This window comes from Ruegeria lacuscaerulensis (genome assembly GCF_013034745.1).
Classification (GTDB): Bacteria; Pseudomonadota; Alphaproteobacteria; order Rhodobacterales; family Rhodobacteraceae; genus Ruegeria; species Ruegeria lacuscaerulensis_B.
Genome location: NZ_WQGP01000005.1, coordinates 156,508 through 176,390, shown reverse-complemented (window position 1 = coordinate 176,390; position 19,883 = coordinate 156,508). Strand labels below are relative to the sequence as shown.

General features: G+C 60.0%; 15 protein-coding genes. 9 read left to right on the top strand and 6 right to left on the bottom strand.

The window, feature by feature from the left end; translation table 11 throughout:
- Positions 1-11: 11 nt before the first annotated feature.
- Complete coding sequence (locus GOV79_RS11820) at positions 12-902, top strand: LysR substrate-binding domain-containing protein (RefSeq protein WP_170789926.1); 891 nt, start codon at positions 12-14, stop codon at positions 900-902.
- Here GOV79_RS11820 and GOV79_RS11815 read toward each other — a convergent pair.
- Genes GOV79_RS11815 through GOV79_RS11805 form a run of 3 tightly spaced genes read right to left on the bottom strand, consistent with a single transcriptional unit; the run spans position 875 to position 3,288 of the window.
- A complete protein-coding gene (locus GOV79_RS11815; protein WP_170789925.1) occupies positions 875-1,960 on the bottom strand; it encodes a helix-turn-helix domain-containing protein in 1,086 nt (361 codons plus the stop codon). The two genes, GOV79_RS11820 and GOV79_RS11815, sit on opposite strands and share 28 nt — an antisense overlap.
- 48 nt (positions 1,961-2,008) lie before the next feature.
- On the bottom strand, positions 2,009-2,755 hold the full coding sequence (locus GOV79_RS11810) for an anti-sigma factor (protein WP_170789924.1): 747 nt from the start codon (positions 2,753-2,755) through the stop codon (positions 2,009-2,011).
- Positions 2,752-3,288 carry an RNA polymerase sigma factor gene (locus GOV79_RS11805; RefSeq protein WP_170789923.1) on the bottom strand — a complete coding sequence of 179 codons (537 nt, stop codon included), beginning with the start codon at positions 3,286-3,288 and terminating at the stop codon, positions 2,752-2,754. Before GOV79_RS11805 ends, GOV79_RS11810 begins: the two co-directional genes overlap by 4 nt.
- An 84-nt stretch (positions 3,289-3,372) precedes the next feature.
- On the opposite strand from GOV79_RS11805, the gene GOV79_RS11800 reads away from it, so the two are divergent.
- From GOV79_RS11800 to GOV79_RS11780, 5 genes are all read left to right on the top strand, one after another.
- A complete protein-coding gene (locus tag GOV79_RS11800) occupies positions 3,373-4,320 on the top strand; it encodes a c-type cytochrome (protein ID WP_237218012.1) in 948 nt (315 codons plus the stop codon).
- A 75-nt stretch (positions 4,321-4,395) separates the two neighbouring features.
- Entirely contained in the window at positions 4,396-5,412 is a 1,017-nt protein-coding gene (locus tag GOV79_RS11795; RefSeq protein ID WP_170789922.1) for an Ldh family oxidoreductase, read from the top strand.
- 70 nt (positions 5,413-5,482) lie between these two features.
- Positions 5,483-7,669, top strand: coding sequence for a Tex family protein (locus GOV79_RS11790; RefSeq protein WP_170789921.1), 2,187 nt, complete (start codon positions 5,483-5,485; stop codon positions 7,667-7,669).
- A 70-nt stretch (positions 7,670-7,739) separates the two neighbouring features.
- Positions 7,740-8,876, top strand: coding sequence for an NADH:flavin oxidoreductase/NADH oxidase (locus GOV79_RS11785; protein ID WP_170789920.1), 1,137 nt, complete (start codon positions 7,740-7,742; stop codon positions 8,874-8,876).
- A 183-nt stretch (positions 8,877-9,059) separates the two neighbouring features.
- Positions 9,060-10,028 (top strand): DUF3137 domain-containing protein, encoded by a 969-nt coding sequence (locus GOV79_RS11780; protein WP_170789919.1) that lies wholly within the window; start codon positions 9,060-9,062, stop codon positions 10,026-10,028.
- 15 nt (positions 10,029-10,043) lie between these two features.
- Here GOV79_RS11780 and GOV79_RS11775 read toward each other — a convergent pair whose 3' ends face one another.
- Positions 10,044-10,502 (bottom strand): Lrp/AsnC family transcriptional regulator, encoded by a 459-nt coding sequence (locus GOV79_RS11775; RefSeq protein WP_331252117.1) that lies wholly within the window; start codon positions 10,500-10,502, stop codon positions 10,044-10,046.
- Positions 10,503-10,626: 124 nt separating this feature from the next.
- Between GOV79_RS11775 and putA the strand changes: the two genes are divergently transcribed.
- Positions 10,627-14,097 carry a bifunctional proline dehydrogenase/L-glutamate gamma-semialdehyde dehydrogenase PutA gene (putA, locus tag GOV79_RS11770; protein ID WP_170789918.1) on the top strand — a complete coding sequence of 1,157 codons (3,471 nt, stop codon included), beginning with the start codon at positions 10,627-10,629 and terminating at the stop codon, positions 14,095-14,097.
- Positions 14,098-14,160: 63 nt separating this feature from the next.
- On the opposite strand, the gene GOV79_RS11765 is transcribed toward putA, so the two are convergent.
- Positions 14,161-15,192: an NADPH-dependent curcumin/dihydrocurcumin reductase gene (locus GOV79_RS11765; RefSeq protein ID WP_170789917.1), complete on the bottom strand. Its 1,032-nt coding sequence runs from the start codon at positions 15,190-15,192 to the stop codon at positions 14,161-14,163.
- Positions 15,193-15,488: 296 nt separating this feature from the next.
- On the opposite strand from GOV79_RS11765, the gene mtnA reads away from it, so the two are divergent.
- Together mtnA and GOV79_RS11755 are read left to right on the top strand one after the other, a co-directional pair.
- Entirely contained in the window at positions 15,489-16,580 is a 1,092-nt protein-coding gene (gene mtnA, locus GOV79_RS11760) for an S-methyl-5-thioribose-1-phosphate isomerase (protein WP_170789916.1), read from the top strand.
- A gap of 32 nt (positions 16,581-16,612) precedes the next feature.
- Positions 16,613-18,646 carry a bifunctional aldolase/short-chain dehydrogenase gene (locus GOV79_RS11755; RefSeq protein WP_170789915.1) on the top strand — a complete coding sequence of 678 codons (2,034 nt, stop codon included), beginning with the start codon at positions 16,613-16,615 and terminating at the stop codon, positions 18,644-18,646.
- Here the strand turns inward: GOV79_RS11755 and GOV79_RS11750 are convergent.
- On the bottom strand, positions 18,643-19,692 hold the full coding sequence (locus GOV79_RS11750) for an FkbM family methyltransferase (RefSeq protein WP_170789914.1): 1,050 nt from the start codon (positions 19,690-19,692) through the stop codon (positions 18,643-18,645). The two genes, GOV79_RS11755 and GOV79_RS11750, sit on opposite strands and share 4 nt — an antisense overlap.
- Positions 19,693-19,883 lie beyond the last annotated feature (191 nt).

The window sequence follows — 19,883 nt, the reverse complement described above, 5'->3', positions numbered from 1 at the left end:
GTCTAATTGCCATGGCAGGCCGTATCCCATCGCTGAACTGGCTGCGCGTGTTCGAGGCCGCCGCGCGAACCGAAAGCTTTGCGCGCGCGGCAGCCCAATTAAACATGTCCGCCGCCGCCGTCAGCCAACAGGTCAAGGCTCTCGAGACGCAATTGGGCTCCCCTCTGTTTCACCGCCATGCGCATTCCGTCACCCTGACCGAGACCGGACGCGCCTATCTGCCATCGGTGCAGCAATCACTGCTGATGCTGGAAACCGCAACGACCGGATTGTTCGGCGAAACACGCGAACAGCGGCTTTACGTGCAGTCGGTTCTTCTGTTCGCTCATGGGGTTTTGGCCGGGAGTCTGCCCGATTTTCACACGCAAAATCCCCATATCAACCTGTCGCTGTCGACCGGCAATCTGGACGCTGATTTCAGCAATCGTTTCACCGATCTTCAGATCGTGTTTGGCAATCCAAACCTCTTTGGCACGGAAAGCGATGAACTGGTGCGTGAAAGGCTGTATCCCGTGGCCCCGCCCGAATTGGCTGCGCAGATCGACACGCCGCAGGATTTGTTCAACTTCACCCTGATCGAGGTCTCGACCCACCGGGCAAGCTGGCCACATCTGTTCGAAACGCTACGCCTGCCCGGGGGTCAGGCGCGGTATTTCTTTGCAGACAACTCACTTATCGCGGCCGAGCTTTCGGCGGCAGGCGCGGGCATTGCGCTTGCCCGAGCGCCTGCGTCAGACCGTATTGTAGCTCTGTCAGGCTTGGTTCCATGCCTCGACGGGATCGAGGTACCGGGGCAAGAAGCTTATCACTTGATCTATCCGTCCCGCCGAACTCTGCGCCCTCCGGCTCGGCGTTTTCGGGACTGGATCATGGATCACAGCGCGGCAGTCCAGACGCGGTAACGCCCCTGCCCGGTCACTTCACGGATCAAGCCGCGATCCGAAAACCTGTCGATATTGCGCTGAACCGCCGCACGCGAGGCACCCGTCAACTCTTCGGCCAACGGGGCCGACACCATGGGCCAGGCTGTCAGCGCTTCGATCAGTTTGGGTGGGGTTCGTCCGCTCAGGTCGCCGGTCGCGGCGCGGGCACGGTTATCCCAGGCGCTGACACGGTCCAGATGCAACAAGGCGGCCAAGGCGGCCTGCCCAAGACCCCGATACCACGCGCCCAGCTTTTCCCCGGTATCACCCATGCCGCGCAAAGCGCCAGGGCCAGACAGGGCCAATGGCATGAAAAGCGCGCCGCCCCGACCCATCGTGGCCGCATGGCGTGCTGCGATGATGGCTGCTTCGGTGTCGTGCCCGACGCCGGGTGAAACCGCACGCCACGCATGAAAAGCAATCGCGGCTTGCGTGACCGGGTGCAGCCCGTCTGCATTTCCCATCACCTCGGCCAGATCGGCAATGGCCTCGGGCACTTCGTCGATCCCCTGCGCCATCCGGTCAAGAAAGGCTGTCACCCCGGTGGCCCATCCACCCTCGGACGGTCCAGCACCCGATGTCAGACGCCGCACGGCCCAGCCGGACCGAAACAAAGCCTGCACGTCATCACCGGTCGCGCCGATCCGCAACCCGGTCCACAGCGCCAAGCGATCCACACCGATCCGATCACCAGTCCACCAACCCAGATCAGACACATCCATCAATGCCAGACGATGCGTCCAGCCTTTGGGACCAGCCCGTAGCCTTTCATCCAAGGCGCCGAATGTGGCCGCCAGATCCGCCAGTTCCAGTGACAGTTCTGCCTGCGCCGCCCGCCAATCCCGAGGGTCGAACAACAGCCTGCGATCGGCCTTTGGGCCGGGCAGGATAAAATCCTCTTCGGGCTCTTCGTCGGGGGGCAGAAACCACAGATCGTCATCCTCGGGCGGGTCGACATCATAGATACTGCCGGGGCCCAGCGTTTCGTCATCCTCATCGGGATCAGGCATGGCAGGGTTCGTGGTCATACCCGACATATTTCGGGTATTTCCACCGGTTCACAAGGTGTTTCTGTGGCTGCGGACCTAGCTGGCGAAACCTGTGGTCAGAATGTCCAACTGTCCCTTCAGTGGGGTCTGAGGGCTACTGCCAATCAGCATATAGCCATAGCCTCCTTCGGACCATGTCGCGGTTGCCAGACCGCTCAACTCGGCAAGCTTCACGGCCTTGCTGGGGGCGCCTTCGCCCTGACGTATGATGCAGAAGGCGAAGGGCTGCCCCTGTTCATCTGCGAACACGACCTGAATCAACGGCTTTCCGTTGAACGACAAAACCTGCGCGCGCTTTAGCTCCATCCCCGGCAGGGCTTCCAGCGTGTCGCGGTTCAGCGACCGTCCCAACTCGGCCTCGGCCAATTCGAACTGCGCGTCCAGCGCCTGAGCCGAATTGTCCAGCGAAGCAATCGTATCGGGCACATATAGCGACTGGTAGATCGCCGCCTGTTCGGCCCAGCCCAGCGGCTCGGGCCGGGTGCTCCAGAAGGTTGCCGACACCGCCAGCACCGCGACCGAAGCGGCGACAGCCACCAAACGCCACGGGCTTCCGGAATGGTGAACAGGAACAGCCGACTGCGGTTCAGGCAGATCGACCTGCGGTGCCTCGGCGGGCACGTTTTCAAACACCGCCTGCACAACCGGTGCAAACGGATCCAGCGCCATCAGGCGCGCTTCCAGCTCGGGGTCGGCCGCAACCGCGGTTTCAATCGCGTTTGCCTCGGCCTCATCCACATTGCCTTCCAGATACGCTGTCAGCGTCTCATCGGAAAACTTCATTTGCCACTCCGTCGAACGGCGCTTGCAGCATCCTGCTGCATCACGGTTTTAAGTTTCTGCCGGGCGTTGGACAACCGGCTCATAATCGTACCAATGGGAACGTCCAGCATCGCCGCCGCTTCGCGGTAACTGTAGCCTTCGACAAAGACCAGCATTACCGTTTCGCGCTGCGCTTCTGGCAGTTGCATCACTTGGGTAAACACCTCAGCCGCGAAAATATTCGTTTCGGAATCGGAATCATGTGAAATTAATTCCGCCTCGGGCGTCACCGACAACGCCTGCGCCTTGCGGACCGAGCGCGAGCGCACCTCATTCAACCAGATCGAGCGGCAGATCGTCATCAGCCAACTGTCCAATCGATCATGCGAAGTCACCTGATGGTGACGCTCCAACGCACGCAGGCACGTGGATTGCAGCAAGTCATCCGCCACATCAGAGGCTCCGGACAAGGCAAGCCCAAAGCGCCAGACGCGTTTCGAATGCGTCTGTATCGCGCCGCGCACGGCCTGTTCGGAACTAATTTCACCACCCATTGAATAAATAGTGACCTGTGTGTGTTTGACATTCACGGATCGGGCCCGCGAGGTCAGGAATGTCATAACCTGTGGAGGAATGAAATGAAACTTATGTTGAAAGCAGTCACGATTGCGTCGGCAATTATTGCAACCCCGGCCTTGGCTGAACATTGGACCTTGTCGCCCGAAGGCTCGCACCTGGCCTATGGCACCATCAAGAAAGACACCGTGGGCGAAGTCAATTCCTTCACCAACCTGTCGGGCCATGTCAGCCCCGATGGCAAGGCCGAGATCGAGATCGACCTGTCCTCGGTCGAGACGAATATAGACATCCGCAACGAGCGCATGATCGAGCATGTCTTTCGCAATGCAGGCACGGCGACTTTGACCGCCCAGATCGATATGGACGAGGTGAAGGCGCTGGCCGTCGGTCAAACAGCAGTCGTTGATGTCGAAGCGGCACTGTCGCTGATCGGCACGGATGTTGAGTTTGATACTGAAATGTTCGTCCTGCGGGTTTCTGAGAAATCCGTGATGGTCTCGACCAACGACATGGTGTTTCTCAGCACGGAAGACGCGGGCGTAAATGCCGGGGTCGACAAGCTGATGGAGCTGGCCAGCCTTCCCGGCATCACCCGGACCGTGCCCATCACCGCACGCCTATTCTTCAAGATGGACGAGCAAAAAGCCGACGCTGGGACCGCTGCTCCGGTAGAGGTCGCCGCTGTTGCCGCAGTTGAAGGGGATATCAAGGCGGGCAAAAAAGTTTATCGCAAGTGCAAGGCGTGCCATCAGATTAAAGAGGGCAAGAACGGTGTAGGCCCCTCGCTGTACGGCATCGTTGGCGCGTCGGCTGCCCAAGCGGATGGGTTCAAATACTCGGACGCGCTGAAAAGCTCGGGCATTGTTTGGGATGTCGAGACCCTGACCACTTTTCTGGCTGACCCCAAGGGCACTCTGCCCGGCAACAAGATGCAGTTCGCCGGCTTGAAGAAGGATGAGGACATCACCAACGTCATTGCCTATCTGCAATCAGAATCGGAAGGCTAACGCCGGAAAGCTGTTCCTTCGCCTGCCCCGCCGCGCTATTCCTGTCCATGGCAACATGGAAAAGGAAGGCGGGGCATGAGCGAAACGGTCAAACTGACTTTGGATGAGATCCACGGGCTAAGCCTGACCATCCTAAAAAACGCGGGCTATGGCCCGGACCATGCCACCGCCATCGCGGATTTGCTGACCACCTGCCAGATCGACGATTGCCACTCGCACGGACTGTTTCGCCTGCTCATGTGCGCAGAAACGATGGACGCGGGCAAGGTCGACGGCCATGTCGCGCCAGTCATCACCCCCTCAGACAATGCCATTGTCCGTGTCGATGCACGCGGCGGGATCTCCTTGCTGGCCTTTCATGAGGCCCTTCCCCACCTGATCGAGAAAACGCGCACGCACGGCATCGCCGCAATGGCGATCAACCGGTGTTTCCATTTCTCAGCCCTCTGGCCCGAGGTTGAACAATTGTCCTCGGCTGGGCTGGCCGCGATGGCGATGGTGCCCAGCCATTCCTGGGTCGCCCCAGCCGGAGGTACACGCGGGTCACTTGGCACCAACCCGCTGGCCTTTAGCTGGCCGCGTCAGGGTCAGGATCCATTCACCTTCGACTTTGCCACCAGCGCCTTTGCGCGGGGAGAGATCGAGCTTTACCGCCGCGCAGGCAAACCCCTGCCCGACGGCGTAGCGCTCGACAAGGAGGGCAACCCAACAACCGACCCGCACGCTGCGATGGAAGGCGCGATGCTGACCTTCGGCGGCTATAAGGGGTCAGCTTTGTCGATCATGATCGAGCTTTTGGCTGGGCCCTTGATCGACGATCTGACCAGTCTGGAAAGCTTGGCCTATGCCGACGGCACCAGCAGCGCACCTTATCATGGCGAGATCATCCTGGCCTTCGACCCCGCCCAGTTCAGCGGCGGCCGCGTGGACGAAAACGATGCCCGCGCCGAGCGGCTGTTTGCCGATATCACGGGTCAGGGCGCGCGCCTGCCCTCGCAACGGCGCTATGCCGCGCGTGCGCGCAACAGGGCGCGGGGCTATGCAGAAATCTCAAAAACGCTGCACGACGATCTGCTGGCTCTGGTCCGTTAGAATTCGACCTCTTTCCCTTGCCGGTGCCTGTGGCTAAGAAGACCCTCCGACCCAGTTGAAGGAGACCCCCTTGGACCGCATCGCACGCACCATCGCCGCCGAGATCAACGCCCGCCCCGATCAGGTAGGCGCTGCGGTCAAACTGCTGGACGAGGGGGCCACAGTGCCATTTGTCGCCCGCTACCGGAAAGAGGCGACCGGCGGGCTGGATGACAGCCAGCTACGCACCCTGTCTGAGCGACTGGACTATCTGCGCGAACTCGATGCCCGCCGTGACACGATCCTGAATTCAATCCGCGATCAGGGCAAACTGACCGACGACCTGGCCAAGTCCATCGCCGGGGCCGAGACCAAAGCGCAGTTGGAAGACATCTATCTGCCCTACAAGCCAAAGCGGCGCACCAAGGCGATGATCGCGCGCGAAAACGGGCTGGAGCCGCTGGCAGAGGCGATATTGGCCGACCGCTCTGCCGATCCCGAAGCGCTGGCCGGGGGCTATGTCTCGGACGCAGTACCCACCACCAAAGATGCCCTGAACGGTGCCCGCGACATCATCACCGAACATTTGACCGAAAACGCCGTCCTGCTGGGTGAGTTGCGCAGCTTCATGCAACGCGAGGCCCTGCTGACCGCAAAAGTAATCGACGGCAAGCAGACCGAAGGGGCCAAGTTCAGCGATTATTTCGACCACAGCGAACGCTGGGCCGATACACCCTCGCACCGGGCGCTGGCGATGCTGCGCGCCTCGAAAGAGGGGATCGTGACGCTCGATATTGCCCCCGACCCCGAAACCGGCGCCGCAAGGGCCGAGGCTATGGTCGCCGCCCATCTAGGCACGCGGACCAATTCACCCGGCGATCTTTGGCTTCGCAAGGTGGCGGGCTGGACATGGCGGGTCAAACTGTCTCTGTCGATGTTGGTCGAGTTGATGGCCGATCTCAGAAGCAGCGCGCAGGACGAGGCGATTCAGGTCTTCGCCCGCAACCTGAAAGATCTGCTGTTTTCCGCCCCCGCCGGGGCCAAGGCAACGCTGGGACTGGACCCCGGTATTCGTACTGGTGTCAAAGCGGCGGTGGTCGATCCCACCGGCAAGCTGGTCGCCACCGACACCTTGTATCCGTTCCAGCCCAAAAACGATCTGCGCGGCGCGCAAGCCGCCATTCTCAAGCTGATCTCGACCCATGACATTGACCTGATCGCAATCGGCAACGGCACCGCCAGCCGCGAGACTGAAAGCTTTGTCGCCGATACGCTGAAACTGCTGCCAAGCGCGGTGAAAGCCCCGACCAAGGTGATCGTCTCAGAGGCGGGCGCGTCTGTCTATTCCGCCTCGGAACTGGCCGCGCGCGAGTTTCCCGATTTGGACGTGTCCCTGCGCGGCGCGGTTTCAATCGCGCGCCGTTTGCAAGACCCGCTGGCGGAACTGGTCAAGATCGAACCCAAGTCCATCGGCGTCGGGCAATACCAGCACGATGTCGACCAGCACCGTCTGTCGCAATCGCTGGATACTGTGATCGAGGATGTGGTGAACGCGGTCGGTGTCGATCTGAACACCGCCTCGGCCCCCTTGCTGTCGCGCGTATCGGGTTTGGGTCCGGGTTTGGCCGACGCGATCGTGGCACATCGGGACGTGAACGGCGCGTTTGACCGCCGCGAAGACCTGCTGAACGTCGCGCGCCTTGGCCCACGCGCTTTCGAGCAATGCGCCGGATTCCTTCGGATTAGAGACGGATCAGAGCCGTTGGACGCCTCTTCGGTCCACCCCGAGGCCTATAGCGTGGCGCGCCGCATCGTGGCCGCCTGCGGGCGCGACATTCGTCAAATCATGGGGCAGAAAGACGCCCTGAAAGGGCTGCAAGCCCGGCGTTTTGTCGACGATGCCTTTGGCCTGCCCACCGTGATGGACATCTTTACCGAGCTTGAAAAGCCCGGCCGCGATCCGCGACCCAGTTTCAAGACCGCCTCTTTCGCGGAAGGGGTCAATGAGATCACCGACCTGAAACCTGGTATGCGGCTTGAGGGCACCGTCACCAATGTCGCGGCTTTCGGCGCATTTGTGGATATCGGCGTGCATCAGGACGGGCTGGTGCATATCAGTCAACTGGCCGACCGCTTCGTCAAAGATCCGCATGAGGTCGTAAAGACCGGTCAGATCGTCAGAGTCTCGGTCGTGGAAGTGGACGTCAAACGCAAACGCATCGGCCTGTCCATGCGCAAGGATGGCGGGGCCGGTCAAACTGGGCGCGGGCGTCGTTAACAGATTATCTATTTGGGTTGCCCGCTCGGTTTCGCTAGGTTGACGGAAAATCACAGTCGGAGAGACCAGAATGCCCTCATTGTTCAGTCCATTTGACCTGCGATCTGTGTCGTTCAAGAACCGTATCGCGGTCTCACCGATGAGCCAGTATCGGGCGAATGAAGGCCGCGCCAATGATTGGCATCTGGTGCATCTGGGCCGGTTTGCCATGGGCGGTGCGGGGCTGATCTATGCCGAAGCGACCGCCGTCACCCGTGACGGGCGGCGCACGCCCGGCGATCTGGGTTTGTGGGAAGACGCCCAGATTGCCCCGCTGAAACCCATCGCCGATTTCATCACCCGCGAAGGCGCGGTGCCGGGCATTCAGCTGAGTCATGCGGGGCGCAAAGCCTCGGAGCGGCGTCCCTGGCACGGCGAAACTCCGCTGAATGATGAAGACGCCACGCAGCGCAAGGAAGCGGCTTGGCCTGCAATGGCACCCTCTGCCCTGCCCTATGCCGAGGGCTGGCCGACCCCGCGCGAAGTGACCCAGGCCGATATCGAAGACGTCATCGCCGCCTTCGGTGCAGCGGCCAGACGGTCACAGGCGGCCGGGTTCAAGATGATCGAGGTCTATGCAGCCCATGGTTTTCTGGTGCATCAATTCCTGTCTCCGATCACCAACCAGCGGGCGGACCATTGGGGCGGAAGCGCGCAGAACCGGGTGCGCTTTGCCGTCGAGATCGCACGTGAAATCCGACGAAACTGGCCCGAGGACTATCCTCTGGCTTTTCGGTTATCGGCGTCGGATTGGGTGGACGGCGGCATGACCGTCGAAGACACCGTTGACATCGCCAAGGCGCTCAAAGCTGCCGGCGTGGACATGATCGATTGCAGCTCGGGCGGGATCGGCGGCAAGGATCGCCCACAGCGGATGACCATCGAACACGGCTTTCAGGTGCCGTTTGCATCGCAAGTCCGGTCCTGGGCGGATATGCCGACAATGGCAGTCGGTTTCCTGTGGGACCCCAAGGTGTGCGACGCGGTGATTCAAAAGGGCGACGCCGACATGATCGCCGTGGCCCGCGAATTGCTGGACGACCCGAACTGGCCCCAGCGCAGCGCCGCTGCACTAGGGGCCGACCAGAACCATGCCCTATGGCCCGTCGAGGCCGGATGGTGGCTGATGAAACGCAACCGGCTATTGTCCAAACTGGGCCTGCGATAGCGCATCAGATCGCGCCTCGAAGTCCAGCGAGGCGCTTCTCTGTGTCGAAAATGGCGTCGCCTGCGCGAACATGGCTAAGACGGACACATCCGATACAAATGATACACGTCTGGGGATATTCTGGCGGACAACGGATCGCTAGCATCTGCGCCAAACTCGTAGTTTGTTGGTCAGGATTTAACGATGTCAGAATACCAGTTTGTCGAATCTGCCCCGTTTGAGACCGGGTTTTCCCGGATCTTTGACCAGCAGATCGCCCCATTCCTACGCGAGAAAGAAGTTGAACGTCAGGCCGCCGTCTCGCGCAGTATGTTCTGGATCAAGTTCTCTGGCGTTGTTGCCGTCGTACTGGCCGGATTAGGCGGGTACTACATTCATCCTCTTTTTGCGATTTTTCCACTTGCTTTCGGCGGGGCCGCGGCCTTGATCCTTTATCTGGAACGAGGCGGAAAAGTCAGTTCCGATGTTTCGAAATACATTCGCCCCATCCTGTGCAAATTCCTAGGGCATATGGAGCTGCACTCGGACGTACCTATGAGCTTCCTTCCGATTGGGCGCTTGGTTTCATTGCAAATCATACCTGAATCCGAACGCGTGCGCGAAAATCACGCGATCAGCGGCACCTGGCGGGACACTAATTACAAACTGCTGCAAATGAGCTGCTCGGACACTTACAGAGACAGCGACAACAAACGAAAGACCAGAACCCTGTTCTCGGGCATCGTGCTGGAAATCGACTGCCCGGCCGCATTGCCACGCACGGTCTTCGTCAAGGACTTCGGTGAGACCCTAAACAAGCTGTATAGCTGGGCAAGCCGCAACGTCTTGCCCCAACATCGCTGGGATCTTGGCCTAGAGGATGCCGAGAAGATCTTTGAGGTTTTTACCGACGACCCGCACCAGCTGGAACAATACGTCAAACCCGAATTCGCTTATACGCTGAGCGAGATCGCCAAACGCTACCAAGGTGGGCGCGACTATTGCTCAGCGGCATTTTCGGGCAAGAAATTCTATCTGGCGCTCAGCCTTCCCCACGGGTTTCTCAGCTTCAACCTTGGTGGTGCCCCGCTGAGTGAAGCGGATGAAACCATCCATCGCGCCTTCCGCGATCTGGTAATGCCACGACAGATCATTGATGCACTGCATCAATGAACGCTGTCGGGCGGCTCAGTCTTTCACCGATTGCATCGACACATGGGTCGAGGTGCTGTCCACATGCGGGAGCGTGGACACGACACGGCCCAAAATCTCACGGTAACTGCGCATATCCTTGGTGCGCAGTTTCAGCAGATAGTCAAAGGCACCCGCAATCATGTGGCATTGTTCGACCTCGGGCGCTCGTTGCACAGCTTCATTGAACTCAGTCAAAGCCGCTTCGGTGGTGATTTTCAGGCTGACCTCGACAAAGACCACCTGTTCGACCCCCAGCTTCGAAGGGTCCAGAATCGCGCGAAACCCCTGTATATACCCTTCCGAGATCAGACGTTTCATCCGCACCTGACAAGGTGTCTTGGATAATCCGACCCGCGCCGACAATTCCGTCACCGGAATACGGCCTTCACGGCTCAGAATACGTAGGATTTTCAGGTCATGTCGGTCTAGTTGACTATTTTTCTCTATTAACACGGTCTCAATCGCCAAAACTAAATAGGAAATTTGGTCAATAATCACGCCTATTTTGAAGCTTTAGTCAACATAACTTTCGGCGATTTGGTAAGATTATTTAAATCGAACGCGGATTGGAAAGAACATGACTGGGCTACATGATATTCGTCTGAACCTTCGACACAACCACCTGCGGGCAGAATCCAAGGTATTGCGGGACCTGACAAGCCGCAATCCGATTGACGCAGCAAGGCGGGCGGTGGTCCAGAATCGCGCGGCTGATCTTGTACGCGCGATCCGCAACGACAGCCGCCCCGGCCTGATGGAAGTCTTTCTGGCCGAATATGGCCTGTCCACCAATGAAGGCGTGGCCCTGATGTGTCTGGCCGAGGCACTGCTACGGGTGCCCGACGCAGATACGATTGACGCGCTGATCGAGGACAAGATCGCACCTTCGGCCTGGGGGCAGCATCTAGGGCAATCGTCGTCGTCTCTGGTCAACGCCTCCACCTGGGCATTGATGCTGACGGGCAAGGTTCTGCAGGATGGCACCGGCATTGCTGCGACCCTGAAAGGGGCGGTGAAACGGCTGGGGGAACCGGTGATCCGGGTCGCGGTGGCGCGGGCGATGAAGGAAATGGGCGCGCAGTTCGTGCTGGGTGAAACCATCGAAGAAGCACTGGAACGCGGCAAGAAACAAGAAGCCGAGGGCTATACCTATTCGTACGACATGCTGGGCGAGGCTGCTTTGACAGCCCACGACGCCAAGGCGTTTCTGGCCGCGTATTCGGACGCCATCGCCAAGCTGGCCAGGGAATGCGACGCGCAAGACATTCGGGAAAACCCCGGCATTTCGATCAAGCTCTCGGCGCTGCATCCCCGCTATGAGGTCGGGCAAAAAGACCGGGTGATGGCCGAGCTGGTGCCCCTGACGTTGCAACTTGCACAACAGGCCAAGGCCGCCAATATGGGCCTGAATATCGACGCGGAAGAGGCGGATCGGCTGGATCTGTCCCTTGACGTGATCGAAGCTGTTCTGCGCAACCCGTCGCTTGCGGGCTGGGACGGGTTCGGCGTGGTCGTGCAGGCCTATGGCAAGCGCGCAGCCTATGTTCTGGATTGGCTGCATGCGCTCGCCGCTGAATTGGACCGTAAAATCATGGTGCGTCTGGTAAAAGGTGCCTATTGGGATACCGAGATCAAGCGCGCGCAGGTCGAAGGGCTGCGCGGCTTCCCGGTTTTCACCCGCAAGGCGGCCACCGATATCTCGTATATCTGCTGCGCCCAGAAACTGCTGGGCATGACAGATCGAATTTATCCGCAATTTGCCACCCATAACGCCCATACAGTGGCCGCGATCCTCGACATGGCCACAGACACACGCAGCTTTGAGTTCCAGCGCCTGCATGGCATGGGCGAAAGCCTGCATGATCTGGTCCTGAAGGGCAGCGGCACCCGTTGCCGGATTTACGCGCCGGTCGGGGCGCATCGGGATCTTCTGGCCTATCTGGTGCGGCGCTTGCTGGAAAACGGGGCGAACTCTTCGTTCGTGAATCAGATCGTGGACCAATCCGTGGCCCCGGAAATCGTCGCCGCCGACCCGTTTGATGCGCTGGACTCAGGCTCTAATGCGGCTGTTTGGATGCCTGCGGACCTTTATGGGACCGAGCGCCCGAATTCACGGGGCTGGGATTTGCACGGCGCCGACGATCTGGCCGAGATCGAACAGGCCCGCGCGCCATTTCGCGCAAAGTTCTGGCAGGTTGGGCCGCTTTTGGAGGGCGCGTCGCAGAACACCACAGACCGCCCTGTCCTTAATCCCGCCGATCACGCGGACAAGGTGGGTGTGGTGGCTGAGGCATCGGTCGAGGATGTCAAAACGGCACTTGGCGCGGCAGCCCAGTGGAACGCGGGTGCTGAAACGCGTCGCCAGACCCTGTTTCGCGCCGCCGAGCTATATGAGCAGAACTTCGGAGAGCTGTTTGCCATCCTCACCCGCGAAGCGGGGAAGACCCCGATGGACGCCATCGCCGAGCTGCGCGAGGCGGTCGATTTCCTGCGCTACTATGCTGTGCGCGGCACCGAAGTCACGCGACCTGCGCGCGGTGTGATGGCTTGCATTTCACCATGGAACTTCCCGCTGGCCATCTTCACCGGGCAGATCGCCGCCGCACTGGCCGCTGGCAATGGTGTCCTGGCCAAACCGGCGGACCCAACGGCCATAACCGCCTGGGTCGCCGTCAACCTGATGCATGAAGCCGGGGTTCCGAAGACGGCGTTGCAACTGCTGCCGGGCCGCGGCTCGGTCGTGGGCGCACGGCTGACGTCGGACCCAAGGATCAAAGGGGTGTGCTTTACCGGCTCGACCCACACGGCGCAAACGATCAACCGCGCCATGGTGGATCAGATCGCCCCCGAGGCCCCTTTGATCGCCGAAACTGGTGGGCTGAACGCGATGATCGTGGACTCCACGGCGCTGCCGGAACAGGCGATCAAGGATATCGTCGCCTCGGCCTTCCAATCCGCCGGTCAGCGCTGTTCTGCGCTACGGCTGCTCTACGTGCAAGAGGACGTGGCCGAACCATTCCTCGAGATGCTATACGGAGCGATGGATGAGCTGGTCGTGGGCAACCCATGGGACTTGCGCACAGATGTCGGGCCAGTGATCAGTGACGGCGCGCAGGGTGAAATTCTAGCCTATGTCGAAGGCGCCCGCGCGCAGGGACGCGTGTTGAAACAACTGGATACTCCGACAGACGGCACTTTCGTGGCCCCAACCGTCCTGCGTGTATCGGGTATTGCTGATCTGGAAAAAGAGGTGTTCGGCCCGGTCATGCATGTGGCCACCTACAAGGCGTCGGAACTGGACGCGGTGGTCGCTGCGATAAATGCCACCGGCTTTGGCCTGACCTTCGGAATGCACTCGCGCATCGACGACCGGATCGAACAGGTTACGTCGCAACTGAACGTCGGCAACATGTATATCAACCGCAACCAGATTGGCGCGATCGTGGGGTCCCAACCCTTCGGGGGTGAGGGATTGTCGGGCACCGGGCCCAAGGCGGGCGGTCCGTCTTACGTCAAGCGTTTCACCAAACCCGCGACGCATAGCCTTACCGCGGCCACGGGGCAGGCCGCCGATCAGGCCACGGTTCAGGCTGTCCTGACGGCAACCAAACGCCCGCCGCGTATCGCGTTGAAACGGCACCAGCTACCAGGACCGACGGGCGAGTCGAACACGCTGTCGACCTATGGCCGTGGCATCATCCTGTGTCTTGGCCCATCGCTTGAGGCCGCGCAGGCGCAGCGCGAAATCGCTGTGGCGCATGGCTGTTCCGCCGTCGTCGTTGCGCCTGCGGCGAGCGGTCCGAACACGGTGGACGGTGTACTGGAACCCGCTGTGTTAGGCTCGATTTCGGGCTTCGATGCGGTTGTCTGTTGGGGAGAAGAGGCGCAGCTTCGGGCCATCCGCACGGCCTTGGCGCAGCGAGCCGGTGCTTTGATCCCGCTGATCAATGACGCGGATTTTGGCGATCGCTGCCAGCTTGAGCGTCACGTGTGTATTGACACCACCGCCGCCGGGGGCAACGCCTCGCTTTTGGCGGCAGCAAGTTAACCCGCGACCGCCCCGGCAGACCGATTTGTCCGGGGCGGTGCGCAAAAATGAGAGGCTGTCAGATCAGCCCACCTTTACGACCATTTTACCAAAATTTCCCCCGGCCAATAGCTGATTGAACGCTTCAGGCGCGTTTTCCAGCCCCTCGACCAAGTGTTCTTTGTAAGTGACCGAGCCGTCTTTTAGCCAGCCGGTCATATCGCGAACGAATTCCTGATACACTTCGGGGCCGAAATTGTCGAAAATGATGAAACCCTGCATGCGTACCTTCATCCGCAACAACGTCCCCATGATCACCGGGCCCATATCCGGCCCCTCGGGCAGACCGGGCAGGTTGTACCAGGCCATGACGCCGCAAACCGGAACGCGCGCAAACGGGTTTAACAAAGGCAGTACGGCATACAGCACCTTGCCGCCGACATTCTCGAAATAGACGTCGATGCCATCCGGGCAGGCATCACGCAGTTGTCCAGCCAAATCATCCGAGCGATGATCCAAACAAGCATCAAATCCCAGATTTTGCACCACATGCGCGCATTTCTCGGGCCCACCCGCAATGCCGACCACCCGGCAACCTTTCAGCTTGGCAATCTGACCCACAGTCGCCCCTACCGGGCCTGAGGCTGCGGCGACAACAACGGTTTCACCGGGTTTAGGCTCACCGATTTTCAGCAGCCCGGCATAGGCCGTATAGCCCGGCATCCCCAAAATCCCCAGCGCCCAGGACGGGTTGTCTGGTGATTGACCAAGATTGACCACCTGCGCCCCGTCCGAGATCGCATAATCCTGCCAGCCGCTCATGTTCAGGACATAATCGCCAACCGCAAAGCCCTGAAGGTTCGACTGCTCGACCCGTCCCACGACCTGCGCAGTCATAACACCGCCGATCGCCACCGGCTCGGCATAGGATTTTGCATCATTCATGCGTCCACGCATATAGGGGTCCAAAGACAGAAAGACCGTGCGCACTAGCATTTCATCTGCCCCGGGCGTCGGGACATCGGTTGTCTCTAACCGCAGAGTGTTCTCGTCTGGCTGGCCCTTGGGACGTTCAGCCAGAACAATACGGCGGTTTGTGTCGGGGGATTGGGGCATGGTGCTCTCCTACAAATCGGTTTGCCGTAGCAGAGACCGGATAGCTAAGATGTGCAACCCAATCTGCCCCGGAATTGTGGCGATACAACCATAGGCTGCTGAAACCCACCGATCTTTTCACCTTGCAAGGGTTTGACAATGCCGGGCCAATCGCCAACAACTTGCATGTCTCATTTCGTCAACCGACCCGCTGCGCCCGTGGTTTACAATCCTCATTTCGAAGGGCTGGCGCGTTTTGGGCCTGTTGCGGCGGGGACACGGCCCTCGGGGGCACGACACAACCAGGAGGATAGGCAATGAAAGTCGGCGGCGTTCACTATCGGTCGATCTGGCGCGATGCGCAAAGCGGCGCAGTGCGGATCATTGATCAACGCTGGCTGCCGCATGAATTCAAAGTCGTCAACTTGTCCGCATTGGAAGATTTCGAAGTCGCAATCCGCGACATGTGGGTGCGCGGGGCGCCTCTGATCGGGGCGACCGCCGCCTATGGCATGGCCGAAGCGATGACGAGGGACCCCTCGGACGTGAATTTCGAACACTCCAGCACCGTTTTGAACGCGACGCGGCCCACGGCGGTAAATCTGGCCTGGGCGCTTGCGCGGTGCCGCGCGACTCTGCTGCCGCTGCCCCCTGAAAACCGGGCTGACGCTGCTTGGGCGCTGGCGCAGGAGGTGTTCGAGGAAGATATCGAAATCAACCGCCGCATTGGTGAAAACGGCCTGGCCCTGATCAGAGAGATCGCCGCGAAGAAGCCCGCAGGCGAGCCAGTGAACCTTCTGACCCATTGCAACGCCGGCTGGCTGGCGACGGTCGATTGGGGCACGGCCACCAGCCCGATGTACCACGCCTACAACGAAGGGGTTCCGATCCATGTCTGGGTCGACGAAACCCGCCCCCGCAACCAAGGGGCCCTGACCGCGTGGGAGCTGGGCGAACATGGCATCCCGCACACCTATGTGGTGGACAATGCAGGCGGGCATCTGATGCAGCGCGGGCTGGTCGATCTGGTCATCACCGGCACCGATCGCACCACCGCACGCGGCGATGTGTGCAACAAGATCGGCACCTATCTCAAGGCGCTGGCGGCCCATGACAACGGCGTGCCGTTCTATGTCGCCCTACCCTCGCCCACCATCGACTGGTCACTACAAGACGGGGTCGCCGAAATCCCCATCGAAGACCGCCCCGAGGCCGAGATTACCCATATTCAGGGTCTGCAACAGGGTCAGATCGGCGATGTTCAGATCACGCCGCAGGGCACACCCGGCGGCAATCCGGCCTTTGACGTCACCCCCAACCGGCTGGTCACCGGCCTGATCACCGAACGCGGCATTTGCGACGCCAGCGCCCAAGGCTTGGCGGGTCTGTTCCCCGACAAAACCCATTGAAAGCCCACAGACTGCAAACTGAAAGAACACCGATGATTGAGAACTGGTACGACGCGGCAAAAGCACTGGAATGGCGCGCAGCGGCAGGTGATGACCCTGCCGATCAGGAACTGGCCGAGCGTGTCTATACCTCGCGCCTGATCGGCCAGAACCCCGACCTGTTGATGCATGGTGGCGGCAATACTTCGGTTAAACTGGAGCGTCCTGATCTGTTCGGCGACCAGCGCCAGGTGCTGCATGTCAAAGGTTCGGGCTGGGATCTGGACACGATTGAGGCACCGGGTCTGCCAGGGGTCTGGCTTGATCCTTTGCTGAAGGCCCGGCAACTTGAAACCCTGTCCGACGAAGACATGGTCAACTACCAACGCTCGAACTTGCTGGATTCGACCTCGCCCAACCCGTCGGTCGAAACGCTGCTGCATGCGTTCCTGCCGCATAGATATGTTGACCACACCCACGCGACACCTTTCCTGATCCTTGCTAACCTGCCGAACGCAGCCGAGATCTGCCGCGAGATCTTCGGCGATCGTTTGGGCATTGTACCCTATATCATGCCCGGCTTCGATCTGGCCAAAGCGGCCGCTGATGTCTACGACGCCAACCCTGCCGTCGACGGGCTCTTGCTGCTGCAACACGGGCATTTTGCCTTCGGTGACACGGCGCAGGAAAGCTATGACAAGATCGTCAGCCACAGCAATGAGGTCGCCGCCTATCTGGGCCTGACGGGCGTCACCCCTATCGGCGAACGCCGTCCAGCTGAGGGTTTGCAGGTTCTGCCTATGCTGCGCGGTGTCATCGCCGAGGTGAATGCCGAGCGCGACGACGCGATGCCCATCTTTGATCTGCGCAACGGCGATCATACCCATACCTTCATGGCCCGCCCCGATATCAACGCGCTGGCCACACGTGGGATGGCCTCACCCGATCACGTGATCCGCACCAAGGGCCGCCCGCTGGTGCTGCGCCGCGCCGATCTAGCCAACCGCGAGACCATCAAAGCCAAGGTCGAAGGTTTTGCCGACGAGTATCGCGCCTATTTCAACCGTCAGGCTCCGCACGCCAAGGAACCCAAAACCCTGCTGACCCCTGATCCCAAACATGCCTGGATCGAAGGGATCGGCATCGTCGGCATGGGCGGAAACGCCAAAGCAGCAGCAGCAGCGGCCGATCTGGCCGAGCAAAATATCCGCGTGCGCGCCGTTGGCGAAGATGCGGGCGGGTTCTATCCAATCAGCGAAAAGGACATGTTCGACTGCGAGTATTGGTCGCTGGAACAGGCCAAGCTGGGCAAGGGAACGCCACCGCCGTTTCAGGGCAAAGTCGTCATGATCACGGGCGGTGCGGGCGCGATTGGGCTGGCCACGGCCAAAGCCTTTGCCGCCAAGGGGGCCAACCTGGTGCTGATCGACAAGGACCCGCAGGCCTTGGATCAGGCACTGGACCAGCTTGGGCGGTGGCACGTCGCCCATGCCGAAGACATCACTTCGGACGGTGCGGCCCAGCGGGCGATGGACGCAGCGATCCTCGCCTTTGGTGGGTTGGACATCGTGATCTCAAACGCAGGCACAGCAAGGTCGGGGGCCTTGCTGGATCTGGACGATGCGGCCTTCCGGCAGGCGTTCGAATTGAATTTCTTTGCCCACAAGAATTTTGCCACCGCCGCCGCCCGCGTGATACAGGCGCAGGGACGCGGCGGGCAGATTCTGTTCAACATCTCAAAACAGGCGGTCAATCCCGGCAAGAATTTCGGGGCCTATGGCACACCGAAAGCGGCCACCATGTTCCTGATGCGCCAGTTGACTTTGGAACTGGCCGGTGCGGGCATTCGCGTGAACGGGGTGAATGCCGACCGCATCCGCTCGGGCCTGTTAACGGACGATTTCATCAAGGAACGCGCCGCCGCCCGTGGTGTCAGCGAAGACACCTATATGGGCGGAAATCTTCTGGGCCGCGAAGTTCAGGCTCACCACGTCGCCGACGGTTTCGTGACCCTTGCACTGTCCGAGCGTACCACCGGCCACGTCCTTACCGTCGATGGCGGCAACACTGAGGCCGAACTGCGTTAGCCGGGTGATTTCTGCGCCTGCTGCCACTCTCGCCAATGCTGGTCCAAAGGCCCCTGTACTGCAGCCATCACGGCCTCGGCCTGTTCAGCGGGAATGGCGACGCGGTCAATCGGATCGATACTGGGATTGCACCAGGTCGTGGCCCCCAGCCGGTTGCCAAAGCAATCAAAAATCACATAGTCGAAATGGTCAAACATATCGGCTAGCAGATAGCTGTTATTGGGTGAACTCGTGACATTGAACTCAAACGCCACAACGGGTCGGAAGTTTTCGAACGTTTTGTGAGCACCGTGCAGGACCTCAAGCTCGAACCCTTCCACGTCGATTTTGATGAAACCAGGTGTCAGGCCGAACTGATCGACCAGCACATCAACGTTCAGCATATCCATACGGATGGTTTCAAAATCATCCTCGATATCAGGGAAGAACTCTTCAATGTAATTTGGGCGCGCGGAGCCAAGCTCGTGATGAGTTTCGGAATAGGTAAAGCTGACATCGCTGGCCGCCCGAGACCCGATAAGCACATTGGCAATGTCGACCTGCGGGTCGCCCGCAAAACCTTGCTGCAACGCGCGATGCAGCGTCGGGTGGGGTTCGACTGCAATCAGCTTCTGGTCCGGTCGGCGAAAGGCATTGCGCATGGCATGGGTGTGAAACCCTTTGTTTGCCCCGATGTCGATAGCGTCACCGCCGCGTTCAAGCACTGGCGTATAATATAGCCGGACAACATCATGCAGCGCCTGCATGAAAGGATCAGGAAACCAGCCGTCTTTTACAAACGGAGCATACTGCGTTTGCAACTGCTGCGGCGTCGGTGCTTGAGGACTGGATTGCACCGTTAGATTTAACGCTTTGAACGTCATCAGGGTTATACGCGGGTCGCTGAACCGAAGGCCAATGATCGGATCAACTTCGGACCCATCCAGCTCGAAAACCAAGGTCTCGCGGCCCCAAGCATAATCCAGCAACCGCTGGTGAGAAGCCGCGTTGAAATTTCGATTTTCAGGGGCGCCCTGCTCCAAATAAGCTTCGAAAACAGGCGGCATGTCGCCGCTTTGATCATGGCGCCCAAACCATGAGAATGACACTTCAACCCACTGTTTTCCTCCTGACAGGTCAAGAACCTGGTCAAGGCGGAAAAATGCGGCATGGAAGTGCATATCCTGATTTTGAGAAACCCGGACGAAACGCGCTGTTCTATCCCTGACCTCGAAGGTCATATAATCTGGGCTTGTCG

Excerpts from the sequence above, each read along its gene's own strand:
- GOV79_RS11820 (WP_170789926.1), top strand. The coding sequence starts at position 12 with ATGGCAGGCCGTATCCCATCGCTGAACTGGCTGCGCGTGTTCGAGGCC.
- GOV79_RS11815 (WP_170789925.1), bottom strand. The coding sequence starts at position 1,960 with ATGTCGGGTATGACCACGAACCCTGCCATGCCTGATCCCGATGAGGAT.
- GOV79_RS11810 (WP_170789924.1), bottom strand. The coding sequence starts at position 2,755 with ATGAAGTTTTCCGATGAGACGCTGACAGCGTATCTGGAAGGCAATGTG.
- GOV79_RS11805 (WP_170789923.1), bottom strand. The coding sequence starts at position 3,288 with ATGGGTGGTGAAATTAGTTCCGAACAGGCCGTGCGCGGCGCGATACAG.
- GOV79_RS11800 (WP_237218012.1), top strand. The coding sequence starts at position 3,373 with ATGAAACTTATGTTGAAAGCAGTCACGATTGCGTCGGCAATTATTGCA.
- GOV79_RS11795 (WP_170789922.1), top strand. The coding sequence starts at position 4,396 with ATGAGCGAAACGGTCAAACTGACTTTGGATGAGATCCACGGGCTAAGC.
- GOV79_RS11785 (WP_170789920.1), top strand. The coding sequence starts at position 7,740 with ATGCCCTCATTGTTCAGTCCATTTGACCTGCGATCTGTGTCGTTCAAG.
- GOV79_RS11780 (WP_170789919.1), top strand. The coding sequence starts at position 9,060 with ATGTCAGAATACCAGTTTGTCGAATCTGCCCCGTTTGAGACCGGGTTT.
- putA (WP_170789918.1), top strand. The coding sequence starts at position 10,627 with ATGACTGGGCTACATGATATTCGTCTGAACCTTCGACACAACCACCTG.
- GOV79_RS11765 (WP_170789917.1), bottom strand. The coding sequence starts at position 15,192 with ATGCCCCAATCCCCCGACACAAACCGCCGTATTGTTCTGGCTGAACGT.
- mtnA (WP_170789916.1), top strand. The coding sequence starts at position 15,489 with ATGAAAGTCGGCGGCGTTCACTATCGGTCGATCTGGCGCGATGCGCAA.
- GOV79_RS11755 (WP_170789915.1), top strand. The coding sequence starts at position 16,613 with ATGATTGAGAACTGGTACGACGCGGCAAAAGCACTGGAATGGCGCGCA.
- GOV79_RS11750 (WP_170789914.1), bottom strand. The coding sequence starts at position 19,692 with ATGCCGCCTGTTTTCGAAGCTTATTTGGAGCAGGGCGCCCCTGAAAAT.